This window comes from Azospirillum baldaniorum (genome assembly GCF_003119195.2).
Taxonomy (GTDB): Bacteria; Pseudomonadota; Alphaproteobacteria; order Azospirillales; family Azospirillaceae; genus Azospirillum; species Azospirillum baldaniorum.
The window spans coordinates 13,674-26,918 of the sequence record NZ_CP022255.1 but is presented as its reverse complement, the minus strand read 5'-3'; the positions used below and the strand labels follow the sequence as shown (position 1 = coordinate 26,918).

The window sequence follows — 13,245 nt, the reverse complement described above, 5'->3', positions numbered from 1 at the left end:
CATGAAACTCCGGGACATCGCGCACGCCCGCTCCGGCGACAAGGGCAACATCTCCAACATCTCGGTCATCGCGCTGGACGAGACCGACTATCCGTTCCTGGCGGAGCATCTGACGGCCCAGAGCGTCGCCACGCATTTCCAGGAGATCGTGACCGGAACGGTGACCCGCTACGAGCTGCCGACCCTGGGAGCGCTCAACTTCGTGCTGACCGGCGCGCTCGGCGGCGGGGTCACCCGTTCGCTCGCCCTGGACGCCCACGGCAAGGCGCTGAGTTCCGCCCTGCTCGATCTCGAACTGCCGAACCGCAACCGGCAGAACAACAACCAATATGGAGGGGAACGCCCATGACCAAGAAGAAGACAGCGTCGACGAATATGGCGCCCGCGCGCCCGCGCCTGACGGCGCTCCTGGGAGCCGCCGCCGCCGTCCTCATGTCCGCCGCGGTCCAGGCCCAGGCCGCCGATCCGATCAAGATCGCCTACAACGGCGACATTTCCGGCTCGCCGTCGGCGGAATCGGGGCAGATCGGCGTGCTCGGCATCGGCGCCGCGGTCGAGGACATCAACAAGCGCGGCGGCGTTCTCGGCCGCCCCCTGGAATTCCTGGTCCGCGACGATCTGGGACAGCCGCCCAAGGCGATCCAGAACATGACCGACCTGATCGACCGCGAGAAGGTCTCGGTCGTCTTCGGCCCGACCAATTCCGGCAACGCCCTGGCCTGGAAGCACATCGCCAACCAGAAGCGCATGCCGGTGCTGGTCTCCAGCGCGTCGAGCACCGCCATCACCGAGGGGCCGTCCAGCGGCAACTACCTGTTCCGCGTCTCCATGGTGGACCGCGAGCAGGCCTCCGCCCTGCTGGCCTACGTGAAGAAGAACCCCGAGGCGAAGGCGGTCGGCTTCTTCGTGGAGACGACCGGCTACGGACAGGCGGGGCTGAAGGATCTGGAGCAGATCGCGGCGCTGCACGGCATGAAGCCGGTGTCCATCGAGAAATTCGACGCCCGCGACACCGACATGACCTCGCAACTGTCCAAGGCCAAGGCGGCGGGGGCGGACACGCTGGTGGTCTGGGCGCAGGCGGCCCCGCTCGGGCATCTCGTGCGCAGCATGGAGAAGCTGGACTATTTCCCGAAGGTCTTCACCACCTGGGCGGCGTCCTTCAGCGGCTTCCCCGAGGTCGCCGGGCCGAAGCTGATGGAGTGGCCGGTCTTCCTGACCACCTCCAGCGAGCGCAAGTCGGCGGAGGCGGACTCGCTGTTCGCGCGGATCGGGCCGAAGCTGGCCAACCCGTCGATGTTCTGGGCGGCCTCGCAGGCCTACGACACGGTCCTGCTGTGGGCGGCGGCGGCCGAGCAGGCCGGCGACACCAAAGGCGAGGCGGTGCGCGCCGCGCTGGAGTCCCTGAACAAGCCGGTCGCCGGCATGGTCAAGACCTACGACAAGCCCTTCTCCGCCACGCAGCACGAGGGGCTGACGGCGGCGGACTATCACTGGTCGCGCTGGAAGGACGGCAAGGTCGTCGATTTCAACGACCCGGTGCTGGCCGGGCTGCAACCGGCGGACTTCAAGAAGTGACGCGGCCCGCGAACCGTCACGGAGGGTGACCCCATGCTGCAAGCCATCATCGGCGGGCTGACGCTGGGCAGCGTCTACGCCCTGATCGCCCTCGGCTTCAACCTGACCTACACCACCACGCGGACGCTGAACTTCGCGCAGGGCGACTTCGTGTCGGTCGGCGCCTTCGTCGGGCTGGGAACGGTGGGGGTGCTCACCGCGGCGCTCGGGGCCGACGCGGTCGGCTATGTCTGGCTCTATGCGCTGGCGGCGGTCGCCGCGGCGCTGGCGATGGGGGTGCTGGGGCTGCCGCTGTATCTGGCGGCGATCCGGCCCTTCGCCGGCAAGCCGGGCATGTCCTGGGTGGTCAGCACGATCGGCTTCGGCATCGTCCTGCAAAGCGCCGCCCTGTCGGTGTGGGGGCTGGGGGCGCGGATGCTGCCCGCCCCCTTCGGCGACGAGGTGTTCCGCGTCGGCGAGGCCGGCTTCCGCTCGCAGGAACTGGTGGTGCTGGTCCTCGCCTTCGCGATCCTGGGGGCGTTCGACCTCGCCATGCGGCGCACGGCCATCGGCCGCTGCATGCGGGCGGTAGCGCTGAACCGCGACGCCGCCGCGCTGATGGGCATCGACGTGCCCCGCGTCATGGCGATGGCCTTCCTCGCCAGCTCGGCGCTGGCCGGGCTGAGCGGGGTGCTGGTCGCGCCGATCCTGTCGGCCTCCCTCTTCATGGGGGTCATCATCGCCCTGAAGGGCTTCTCCGCGGCGATCATCGGCGGCCTGACCAACCCGCGCGGCTGCATGGCCGGCGGCCTGCTGATCGGTCTGGTTGAGTCCCTCACGGCCTTGTGGAGCGCGCAATGGCGGGAAATCATGGTCTTTCTCCTGGTCATCCTGGTGCTGGCCATGGCGCCCAACGGCCTGTTCGGCCGGAAGCTGGTGGAAAAGGTATGATGGATGCCTCCGTTCTCCGGCCGGCGGCCCGCCGCTTCGCCCTGCTGCGGGCGGCCCCGGCCCTGGGCATCGGCGCGGCGCTGGTGGCGCTCGCCCTGACGCTGAGCAACGATTTCTACCTCTACGTCGCCTTCATGGCCGGCGTTTACTACATCTGCGCGTCCGGCATGAACGTGCTGGCGGGCTATGCCGGGCAGAAGTCGCTCGGGCAGGCCGGACTGTTCGCGGCGGGGGCCTACACGGTGGCCCTGCTGACGACCCGGCTGGAGCTTCCGCCGGCGCTGGCGCTGGCCGCCGCACCGCTGGTGGCCGCCGCGGTCGGCGTGCTGATCGCCCTGCCCTCGCTGCGGGTGAAGGGACCCAGCCTCGCCCTGGTCACGCTGGCCTTCGGGCTGGTGGTGGAGAAGCTGGTGACCGAATGGACCGACCTGTTCGGCGGCGCCCAGGGCATTTACGGCATCGCCCCGCTGACGCTGGGCGACGAGCCCTTCGCGCTCAAGCACTGGGTGGTCCTGGTCATCGTGCTGGGCGTGGCGGTCCATCTCGCCCTGTCGCATCTGCTGAACGGGCGTTTCGGCCGTGCCCTGCTGGCGCTGCAAAGCGACGAGATCGCCGCGGAGTGCGCGGGCATCTCGGTCTACCGCTACAAGACGCTGGCCTTCGTGCTGGCCGCCGCGCTGTGCGGGCTGGGCGGCGCGCTGGTGGCGCAGCAGAACCAGTATTTCAATTCCGACTTCGTGACCTTCCACCTGTCGGTCTTCATCCTTCTGCTGGTGCTTCTGGGCGGGGCCGGCAACATCTACGGCCCCATCGCGGGGGCCGCGATCCTCACGATGACCGAGGTGTTCCTGGCGCAATGGCCGTCGGTGCAGCACTTCATCTACGGCGCGATGCTGCTGTTCGCGCTCTACCTGATGCCGACGGGCGTCGCCGGCGCGATCGCGCGCGTCCTGCCCCGCCGGATGGCCGTCCTGGATGGGGTGGAGACTCCCCCGCTGACCGCGATGCAGCGCGGCCGGGCGGAGCCATCCGCCGGTCCCTTGCTGGAAGTGACTGACGTCAGCAAGGCGTTCGGCGGCGTGGTGACCGCGGATAAGGTCGGGCTGCGGCTTCACGCCCACCGGATCCACGCCCTGATCGGTCCCAACGGCGCCGGCAAGAGCACCCTCATCAACATCCTGACCGGCGTGATCTCCGCGGATTCCGGGACGATCCGGCTGGCCGGCCAGGACATCACCCGCGGCACGGCCCACGCCCGCGCCGCCCGCGGCATCGCCCGCACCTTCCAGAACCTGCGCCTGTTCGGCTCCATGACGGTGCTGGACAACGTGCTGATCGGCGCCCACGCGCGGATCGGCGTGACCGGACGGGAGGAGGACGCCGTCGCCAAGGCGAAGGCCGTCCTGGACTTCGTCGGCCTGGGCGAGCACGCCGGGGCGCTGGCCGGCAGCCTGCCCTACGGCCTGCAACGCCGCGTCGAGCTGGCCCGCGCGCTGGCCGGCGACCCGGTCCTGCTGCTGCTGGACGAGCCCGCCGCCGGCCTGAACCCGCGGGAGACCGCCGAGCTTGGGCAGCTCATCAAGCGCATCGGCCAGCTCGGCGTCGCGGTGCTGATGGTGGAGCACGACATGGGCCTGGTGATGAGGATCTCCGACGAGATCGTCGTCCTCGACCGGGGCGTGGTGATCGCCGAAGGCGCCCCCCGCGACATCCAGACCAACCCCCGCGTCATCGAGGCCTATCTGGGCCGCGAGGACAGCCCGGCTCCGGATGGGCCGGAATCGGACAAGGAGGAGCGCCCATGCTGACCGTTGCCGACCTGAGCGTCTCCTACGGGCCGATCCGCGCCTTGCGCGGGGTGTCCATCCGGGTCGGGGCCGGCGAGATCGTCGCCCTGATCGGCGCCAACGGCGCCGGAAAGAGCAGCCTCCTGCGCGGCATCACCGGCCTCGTCCCGGCAACCGGACGGGTGACCTTCGACGGCCGGCCGATCGACGGGCTGAGCACCCCGCAGCGCGTCGCGCTGGGCGTCGCCATGGCCCCGGAGGGGCGACAGATCTTCACCGACCAGACGGTTCACGAGAATCTGCTGCTCGGCGGGCATCTGCTGCGCGGCCGGCCGCAGCGCATCGCAGCCAACATCGACCGCTTCTACGCGCTGTTCCCCCGGCTGCTGGAACGGCGCGACCAGATCGCCGGCACGCTGAGCGGCGGGGAGCAGCAGATGCTCGCCATCGCCCGCGCCCTGATGACGGAACCCAAGCTGTTGATTCTCGACGAACCCTCGCTCGGGCTCGCACCCATCATCACCGCCGACATCTTCCGGACGCTCGTCGGCCTGCGCCGGGACGGCATGACCATCCTGCTGGTCGAGCAGATGGCCAACCAGGCGCTGGCCATCGCAGACCGCGCCTATGTGCTGGAGGGAGGATCGATCGTGCTGGAGGGCGTCGCCGCCACGCTGCGCCGCGACCCCCGCATCCGTGAAGCCTATCTCGGCGGCGACCTCGCCCATCACGCCGCCTGACCGGCGGTTTCCTTCCTGATCGGCCGCCCGATCGGCGGCCCTGTCACACTCCAAATTCGGATTCCCACCATGTCCCTGCCTTCCTACGACTGCTTCATCGACGGCCAATGGCGCCCGGCCCATTCGCGCGAGACGCTGGAGATCCTCGATCCCGCCGACGGCGCCGTCCTCGCGCACATCGCCCGCGGTGGCGCATCGGACATCGACGAGGCCGTGCGAGCGGCCCAGGCGGCTCTGCCGGGCTGGGCCGACTGCGTGCCGGTGCAGCGCGGCCGCGTCCTCTACGCCATCGCCCGCCGCATCCTGGAGGAGCAGGACCGCCTCGCCCGCCTCGAAAGCCAGGACACCGGCAAGCCGCTGGCCCAGGCCCAGGCCGACGCGGTCGCCGCGGCACGCTTCTTCGAATATTACGCCGGCGTCGCCGACAAGGTGCTGGGCAGCTCCATCCCGCTCGGCCCCGACTACGCCGATTTCACGGTGCGCGAGCCGCTGGGCGTGACGGCGCAGATCGTCCCCTGGAACTATCCGTTGCAGATCGCCTCCCGCGGGCTGGCGCCGGCGCTGGCGACCGGCAACACGGTGGTCCTGAAGCCCGCCGAACTGGCCTGCCTCAGCGTGCTGGAGCTGACCCGCATCTGCCACGAGGAAGGGCTCCCGCCCGGTGTGCTGAACGTCGTTCCGGGGCTGGGGCAGGAGGCGGGTTACGCCCTCGCCGCGCACCCCGGCGTCAATCTGGTCGTCTTCACCGGATCGGTCGCGACCGGCGCCCAGGTGATGCGCACGGCGGCGGACAACATCGTCCCGGTGCTGCTGGAACTGGGCGGCAAGTCGCCGAACATCGTGCTGGCCGACGCCGACCTCGACGACGCGCTGCCGGTGCTCCTGAAGGCGGCCTTTCCCAACTCGGGCCAGACCTGCTCGGCCGGGTCGCGCGTCCTGGTGCAGCGCGCCCGGCACCGCGAACTGGTCGACCGGCTGGCGGCGCTCTGCCATGGCCTGAAGGTCGGCCCCGGCCTGCAAAACCCCGACATCGGCCCGCTGGTCAGCCGCGCCCAGCAAGGCAAGGTGCTGGATTACATTGGGATCGCCCGCGACGAGGGAGCGGAGGTCATCACCGGCGGGACGCCCCTGCCCGGCGCCGACCTCAGCCACGGGAACTTCGTGTCGCCGACACTGCTGGACGGCGCGCGCCCGGAGATGCGCGTCCATCGGGAAGAGATCTTCGGCCCGGTCCTGACCATCCTCCCCTTCGACGAGGTCGAGGAAGCGGCGGCGCTCGCCAACGCGACCGAATACGGGCTGGTCGCCGGGATCTGGGGCCGCGACGTCGGCGCGACCAACTGGCTGGCCCGCACCGTCAAGGCGGGGCAGATCTTCATCAACTGCTACGGCGCCGGTGGCGGCGTGGAACTTCCCTTCGGCGGGTACCGCAAGTCCGGCTTCGGGCGCGAGAAGGGCCTCGACGCGCTGCTGTCCTACACGCAGGTGAAGAACATCTGCACCCGCATCGCCCTGCCCCGCCGCTCCTGAGCCCTTCCGCACCACGAGGCCCCCGCCATGTCCTCCCTCGCCATGTCCGCCTTCCCCGTTTCCTCCTTCTCCTGCCCGACGAAGATCGTCTTCGGCGTCGGGGCGCACGAGCAGCTTCCCGACGTCCTGCGCGAATGGAACGCCACGCGCCTGTTCGTCCTGCTGGACCCGGCCCTGGCGGACAGCGCCATCTTCCGCCGGATCGAGGGGCTTCTGACCAGCAACGGCGTCGCCCTGTCCGTCTTCACCGGCATCGAACCGGAGCCGGGCGACCGGACGGTGCAGGCCGCCTACGAACGCTGCCGCGAGCAGGACGCCCAGGCGCTGCTGGCCATCGGCGGGGGGAGCACCATCGACGTGGCGAAGGCGGTGGGCATCCTGATGACCAACGGCGGCCGGATCGCCGACTACGAGGGGATCGAGAAGTTCGCGATCCGCCCGCTGCCGCTGATCGCCGTGCCGACGACCGCCGGCACCGGGTCGGAGGTGTCGGGCGCCTGCGTCATCACCGACACCGCGCGCAAGACCAAGATGGCCATCCGTCACGCGGCCTTCAGCCCGGCGCAGGTCGCCATCCTCGATCCTCTCGCTGTCGGCTCGATGCCGGCCCACGTCGCCGCGCATGCGGGCATCGACGCCTTCGTGCACGCTTTCGAGTCCTACCTGTCCAAGCGGGCGACGGTCTTTTCCGACGCCGTAAATCTGCACGCGATGACCCTGATCGCCGGCAGCATCCGCCCCTTCGTCGCCGACCGGACCAACGTTCCGGCTGCGCTGGACATGCTGTGCGGGTCGGCGCTGGCGGCGATGTCCTTCGGCGTCACCGGGCTCGGCAACGTGCATTGCATGGCGATGTCGGTCGGCGCCCTGTTCCCCGTTCCGCACGGCCTGGCCAACGCGGTTTGCCTGCCCTACGCGGCGGCCTTCAACGTGTCGGCCAAGCCGGAGCGCATGGCCCGGATCGCCGAAATCCTGGGGGTGGACACCGCCGGCCTGCCCCTGGACCAGGCCGCGGAGGCCGCCGTGGACGGCCTGCGGACGCTGTGCGCCGACCTCGGCATTCCGCCGCGCCTGCGCGATGTGGGCGTGACCGAGGACCGGCTGGACGAGATGGCCCGGCGCAGCTATGCGGCCGACTACAACCGCTGGAATCCGCGCCACACCAGCGAGCCGGATTTCCAGGACTTGTTCCGCGCGGCCTTCTGATCCGAAACGAGCGGACTGCCGCCGTGGCCCCGAGCCCATCGTTGCCGATGCGGTGGCCGGCTGCGGCGGTTCCCTCACCGCTGCCGGAGATCCGGGTTCCGAGGACGGGTTACGTCGCGCTTGTTCCACGTCACGCCGATGCCGGAAACTTGGTTGCCGGCTTCGTCGACTGGCTTGTCGGAGAAACGCGAGGAGCACCGTGACGAGCCAACCGTCAAAGCCGCTGCTCTTAATCAATCATCCGGCACGTGTTTCGGCGACGACAGCTTTTCCGCCCTGCGTTGCGCGAAATATTGTGCAGGCGTGCTTCCCAACGCCTTCTTGAACATCGTGATGAAGGCGTTGACCGAGTCATAGCCCAGTTCGGCGGCTACGTCCTGAACCGCCGCACCGCTGGCCAGTTCCCGAAGGGCAATGACAAGGTGAAGCTGCTGCCGCCAGCGTCCGAACGTCAGGCCCGTCTCGCGGATCATCAAACGAGCCAGCGACCTTTCGCTCACCGCCACGCGCTTGGCCCATTCGGCCGATGTGCTGCGGTCGGAGGGGGCCAGCGTCAAGGCATCCGCTATCGCACGGATCTTCGGATTGCTGGAGATCGGAAGGTTGAAGCGCTCACGCGGCATGTCGGCCAGTTCGTCGAGAGCCACCCTCGCAAGCCGGGCGGCATGGCCGTCCGAGGGATAGTCGGCAGGCTCCCGAGCCAAACGATCGACCATTTCCCGGATCAACGGGGAGACGGACAGAGTGCAGCAGTCCGCGGGCAAGCCTGCTGCCCCCGGCTCCACGAACAGGTAGTTGAGCCGCGCATTTGCCGTCGCACGGGCCGAATGCGGCACACCGCCGGGAATCCAAACGCCGCAATTGGGCGGTACGATCCAGATCTCGTTGTCCGCCGTGCAGGTGACGGCGCCATGCAGCGCGAGGATCAACTGGCCTTTGCGATGCGTGTGCATCGGCACTTCCGCCTCATGATCCACAAAGTTGAGCTGCCGCGCGACGGCCGGCCGATCCGTGAGATCGGGGTCGAAGGCGGAGACGGCTGATCGTGAGAGGGGCATCGATTGGCAGCTTTTGGATATTTTATGACAGAATACCGAATTTATCAAATTCCGCAAATCGGTCACAACTGGCGGCATGACCACCGGGAACGCCGCAAACACCTCCTTGCGCAAGGCCAGTGCCGCCATGCTGCGCGCAGGCCTCGACGCCCTCCGCACGCCCGCCATCAGGGCGGATGCGGACGCGATCCTCTTTTCGGCGAAGAGCTTCGCTGCCGCGATGCTGGCCTACTGCATCGCGTTGCACATCGGCCTTCCCAAGCCGTTCTGGGCCGTTGTCACCGTCTATATCGTGTCGCAGACCTCCGTCGGAGCATCGCTCAGCCGGGGCGTCTATCGCTTCGCGGGGACGATAGCCGGTGCCGTGGCGACGGTGGCGATCGTTCCGAATTGCGTGAACGATCCGATCGTGTGCAGCGCGGTTCTGGCCGGCTGGATCGGGCTGTGCCTGTTCTTCTCGCTGCTCGATCGCACGCCGCGCGCCTACGCCTTCGTTCTCGCCGGCTACACGGCGAGCCTGATTGGTTTCCCCAGTGTCCTCGATCCCGGCACGGTCTTCGAAACGGCCTCGGTGCGGGTCCAGGAGATATCCATCGGGATTCTCTGCGCCGTCCTGATGCACCGCTATGTCGTGCCGAAGCGCATGACGGGTCAGTTCACCGGCAAGCTGTCGGCAACACTGCAGGACGCGCGGCGGCTGGCGGCGGATGTGCTCAGCGGAACGCCGGGAACGAGCCGTCGAGACCGCAACCAGCTTGCGGCGGACCTTCTTGCCCTGCAAGGGCTTGCAACTCATCTGCCGTATGACGCGGCCCCCATGACGCCGCGTCGTGAAAAGCTGCAGCTGGTCCATGACCGTCTTGCACGACTGCTTCCGCTCGCGACGGAGATCGAGGACCGGATGCACGTCCTCGGCGCCAGGGGCGACCGCGCGCCCGAAGAGCTAAGTGCGCTGCTCGGTGACGTCGGAGCATGGATCGCAACCGCCGGGACGGCCGAGCGGGACGGCGCCGCAGCCCATCTGATTGGCCGCGCACGGGCGATCCGGAACCATTTGGGCGCAGACGCCTCAACGCTTGGCGACCGGCTGGCCGCCAATCTCGCCGGACATCTGGCGGAGATGATCGGCCTGCTCCAGGACTGCGACAGGCTCGTCCGAACCATCGGGACTGTCGACCGCGCGCGCGATGCGGCGCCGCTTCATGGGCCGCGGCGTGCGAAGGGCTACGTCTATCACCGCGATCCCTGGATGGCGGCGCGGGCCGCCCTGGGCGCCATGGTCGGCATCCTCATCGGTTGCGCCTTCTGGATCTGGTCGGCTTGGCCGGAGGGCGGGACGGCGGTGTCCATTCTCGGCGTCTGCTGCACGCTGTTCGGGAATGTCGACACGCCGGTGCCCAACGTCATCAAGTATATGGTCGGATCAATCCATGGGGTGGCGATCAGCCTCGCCTACAGCTACGTCATCCTTCCCCAGGTCACGAGCTTCACCGTTCTTGTTGCGGTTCTCGCCCCGGCGTTTCTGTTCGCCGGTTCCCTGCAGGCGCGGCTCCCGACGACCTTCCGGGCGCTCGGCATCACCCTCACAATTCCGATCCTCTCGGGTCTGGGCCCCACCTACACCGGCGATTTCGCGGGCTCCCTCAACATGGTGATCGCGCTCTTTGCGGCGGTCGGCTTTGCGGCGGTCAGCATGTCCCTGTTCCAGACCGTGCCGGTCGACACGGCGATCAACCGGCTGCTTCACGTAAGTCGGCGGGACGTCGGACGTCGAGCCCTGGGCGCCGCGCCCAGCGAGGCACACTGGACGAGTCTCATGATCGATCGGACGGCGCTGCTGCTTCCAAGATTGCGGGCGTCCGGGAAAGCCTACTCGGACGTCCTTGACGATACCCTGCACCATCTTCGCATCGGTCACGCCGCAGGCCAGCTCCGCAATACGATCCCACGGACCGAGGGCGAGGTCGGCGACAAAGCGAGAGACCTGCTTCTGGCGGTCGCCGCACGCTTCGGCGCCAGGGGTCGGACCGGCCCTGTCGATCACACCGACCTCGTCCCGCGCATCGAGGCGCTGGCGGCATTGATCGCCGGCAGCTCGATCAAAGACCGTTTGCGGATGCTCGACCTGCTCATCGACCTTCGATTTGCGCTCGGTTCCGATGAAACGGTGAAGAGGGAACACAGCCCATGATCGTTGACCTCAGCGTCGGGGGCGTCCTCATCCCCGGTCTGGTGGTGCACGCGTTCGCCGCCCTGGGCGCCACCATGGCGGTGGTCCGCGTCCTCGCCGCCACCGGCATCCACCGCCTGTTGGCTTATCGGCCGCTCGTCGAGCCAGCCATCTTCGTCCTCATCTACGGTCTGCTCGTGCAGTGCCTGCCCTCGGTTGGAACATTGCCATGACGTCTGTTCTGTCCCTTCTCGGCCGCTATGCCCTGACTCTCTGCCTCGTGGTTGCCTCCGCATTCGTCGCGTTCGAGGCGTGGAGCCGTTACGAGCGGACGCCCTGGACCCGCGACGGGCGCGTGAGCGTGGATGTCGTGCAGATCGCACCGGAAGTCTCCGGTACGGTCAGCGCCGTATCCGTTGTCGATAATCAGTACGTCCATCGCGGCGACATTCTCTACGCGATCGACCCTGAGCGGCTCCGGCTTGCCGTGGCACAGGCGGAGGCCGACGTCGAAGCCAAACGGCAGGACATGCTCGTTCGGCAAGCGACGGCGCGGCGACACAGCCAACTGCGGGATGTCGTGTCCCAGGAGGCCGTGCAGCAGTCGGGTGGAGCGGCCACGGTGGCAGGGGCCGCCTATCAGGCGGCGGTGTCGGCTCTCGATCTCGCCAAACTCAACCTCGCGCGCTCCACCATCCGCTCGCCGGTCGATGGTTATGTCACCAATCTGAGGCTGCGGCCTGGTGACTATGCCACGGCCGGCGTGACGAGGGTCGCCGTTCTCGACGCAGCCAGCTTCTGGATCACCGGCTATTTCGAGGAAACGAAAATCCGGCACATCCGCGTCGGCAGCCCGGCGGTGATCATGCTGATGGGCTTTGATCAACCGGTATCGGGCCATGTCGAAAGCATCGGCCGTGGCATCGAGAACAGCAACGACACGCCGGGTCATCTCGGCCTGCCGAATGTGGCGGCGACGTTTTCCTGGGTGCGACTTGCCCAGCGCATCCCGGTCCGCATCCATATCGATCGGGTGCCCTCCGAGGTCGAACTTGCGGCGGGCATGACAGCGACCGTTGAGATTATCCCTGCGGGCTCCGAAACCAGCACGGGTGCTCATCGGCCTAATCACGGAGTCAGCCTGACTGGCCTGCTCCCCTGAAACTCCTCCACCCTGAGTCAGAGCCCGTCGAGCAAGGAGACGGACATGAAGAAGAGCCGGTTCAGCGAGGAACAGATCATTGGAGGGTGCTGTCAGGTTGGCGGGCGCGCCCTGTCCGTGGCATGTTTCCGGTCATGAGCACGCCGCCCAATCCGCACTGCGGCTTCCGCGTTCCGGCGGCGACCATCAACGAGGCTGTATGGCTGTAGCCTTGTTTCAGCTTGAGCCTGCGCGAGGTCGAGGTGATCCCGGCCGCGCGCGGCATCGAGGTCAGCTACGATGCCATCCGGGAGTGGGGCCTGCGTTTTGGCCGGGCGTTCGCCACCACGCTCAAACGCCGTCGCTCCCAGCCGGGCGACAAGTGGTTGCTGGACGAGGTGTTCATCCGCATCCGCGGCAAACAGCACTGTTTATGGCGGGCCATCGACCGGAACGGCGTTGTCCTCGACGTCCTGGTCCTGAGCCGGCGCAACAAGAAGGCAGCCAAACGCCTTTTTCCGCAAGCCTCTGAAAGGCTTGCGTTACGCCGCGTGTGCCACCGTGACGGACAAGCTGAAGTCATACGCGGCAGCAAAGAAGGATCTGAAGATCGGCGGCGAACACCGACAAAGCCGATATCCGAACAACGCCTGCGAAGTCTCGCATCAGCCGACCCGGCGGCGCGAACGGCACATGAACGGTTCAAGTCCGCCAAGCATGCCCAACGTTTTCCCTCCACCCACAGCCCGGTCCACAACCATTTCCAGCTGCGCCGCCATCTGATCTCCGCCCCCGAGTACCGGGCCGCCCGTGTTCGCGCCCTCACCATCTGGCGCGAGGTGACGGGCCTTGCCCTGAACCGCCTGAACCATCCAGAACGCAGCTTGTTCAGATCCTCAGTTCGCCAACCGACCGTGAGGTTGACAGTACCGCGGCGTCACATCACCCATGGCGTAGCGGTTGTAGAGGTCGCGGAGCAACTCAATGCCGGTCTGCGCCATGCTGCACCTCCGACCGCCATGAGATGATTGCAGTTCACAAGACCGGGGCCCCGTGCGCCGTGTAAACGCAAAGACGGAGCCTCTGTCGAGTGAAGGCGTTTCTC

General features: G+C 67.9%; 12 protein-coding genes. 11 read left to right on the top strand and 1 reads right to left on the bottom strand.

All coding sequences use genetic code 11. The features are described from left to right. Position 1 precedes the first annotated feature (1 nt). The 7 genes from Sp245p_RS22520 to Sp245p_RS22490 all read left to right on the top strand — a co-directional run bounded on the left by Sp245p_RS22520 (position 2) and on the right by Sp245p_RS22490 (position 7,771). A complete protein-coding gene (locus Sp245p_RS22520) occupies positions 2-349 on the top strand; it encodes an AtuA-related protein (protein ID WP_014199345.1) in 348 nt (115 codons plus the stop codon). Next, positions 346-1,578 (top strand): ABC transporter substrate-binding protein, encoded by a 1,233-nt coding sequence (locus Sp245p_RS22515; protein ID WP_014199346.1) that lies wholly within the window; start codon positions 346-348, stop codon positions 1,576-1,578. The genes Sp245p_RS22520 and Sp245p_RS22515 overlap by 4 nt, the downstream gene beginning before the upstream one ends. 33 nt (positions 1,579-1,611) lie before the next feature. Beyond that, on the top strand, positions 1,612-2,508 hold the full coding sequence (locus Sp245p_RS22510) for a branched-chain amino acid ABC transporter permease (RefSeq protein WP_014199347.1): 897 nt from the start codon (positions 1,612-1,614) through the stop codon (positions 2,506-2,508). After that, complete coding sequence (locus tag Sp245p_RS22505) at positions 2,505-4,316, top strand: branched-chain amino acid ABC transporter ATP-binding protein/permease (RefSeq protein WP_014199348.1); 1,812 nt, start codon at positions 2,505-2,507, stop codon at positions 4,314-4,316. The genes Sp245p_RS22510 and Sp245p_RS22505 overlap by 4 nt, the downstream gene beginning before the upstream one ends. Then, positions 4,310-5,035: an ABC transporter ATP-binding protein gene (locus tag Sp245p_RS22500; protein ID WP_014199349.1), complete on the top strand. Its 726-nt coding sequence runs from the start codon at positions 4,310-4,312 to the stop codon at positions 5,033-5,035. Before Sp245p_RS22505 ends, Sp245p_RS22500 begins: the two co-directional genes overlap by 7 nt. 69 nt (positions 5,036-5,104) lie before the next feature. Beyond that, on the top strand, positions 5,105-6,565 hold the full coding sequence (locus Sp245p_RS22495; RefSeq protein WP_109138908.1) for an aldehyde dehydrogenase family protein: 1,461 nt from the start codon (positions 5,105-5,107) through the stop codon (positions 6,563-6,565). A 27-nt stretch (positions 6,566-6,592) separates the two neighbouring features. Then, entirely contained in the window at positions 6,593-7,771 is a 1,179-nt protein-coding gene (locus tag Sp245p_RS22490) for an iron-containing alcohol dehydrogenase (RefSeq protein ID WP_014199351.1), read from the top strand. A gap of 233 nt (positions 7,772-8,004) precedes the next feature. Here the strand turns inward: Sp245p_RS22490 and Sp245p_RS22485 are convergent, their stop codons facing one another. Next, entirely contained in the window at positions 8,005-8,829 is an 825-nt protein-coding gene (locus tag Sp245p_RS22485; protein ID WP_014199352.1) for an AraC family transcriptional regulator, read from the bottom strand. Positions 8,830-8,905: 76 nt separating this feature from the next. Here Sp245p_RS22485 and Sp245p_RS22480 point away from each other — a divergent pair, with 76 nt between their 5' ends. The 4 genes from Sp245p_RS22480 (at position 8,906) to Sp245p_RS36555 (ending at position 13,168) form a co-directional block, all read left to right on the top strand. Beyond that, the gene (locus Sp245p_RS22480; RefSeq protein WP_014199354.1) at positions 8,906-11,020 is read left to right on the top strand and encodes an FUSC family protein; all 2,115 of its coding nucleotides are present in this window, start codon (positions 8,906-8,908) and stop codon (positions 11,018-11,020) included. Continuing rightward, positions 11,017-11,232, top strand: coding sequence for a DUF1656 domain-containing protein (locus Sp245p_RS22475; protein WP_014199355.1), 216 nt, complete (start codon positions 11,017-11,019; stop codon positions 11,230-11,232). Before Sp245p_RS22480 ends, Sp245p_RS22475 begins: the two co-directional genes overlap by 4 nt. Beyond that, positions 11,229-12,161 carry an efflux RND transporter periplasmic adaptor subunit gene (locus Sp245p_RS22470; protein WP_014199356.1) on the top strand — a complete coding sequence of 311 codons (933 nt, stop codon included), beginning with the start codon at positions 11,229-11,231 and terminating at the stop codon, positions 12,159-12,161. The genes Sp245p_RS22475 and Sp245p_RS22470 overlap by 4 nt, the downstream gene beginning before the upstream one ends. Before the next feature lie 221 nt (positions 12,162-12,382). Then, on the top strand, positions 12,383-13,168 hold the full coding sequence (locus tag Sp245p_RS36555; protein WP_014199357.1) for a DDE-type integrase/transposase/recombinase: 786 nt from the start codon (positions 12,383-12,385) through the stop codon (positions 13,166-13,168). The last annotated feature ends 77 nt before the right edge of the window (positions 13,169-13,245 follow it).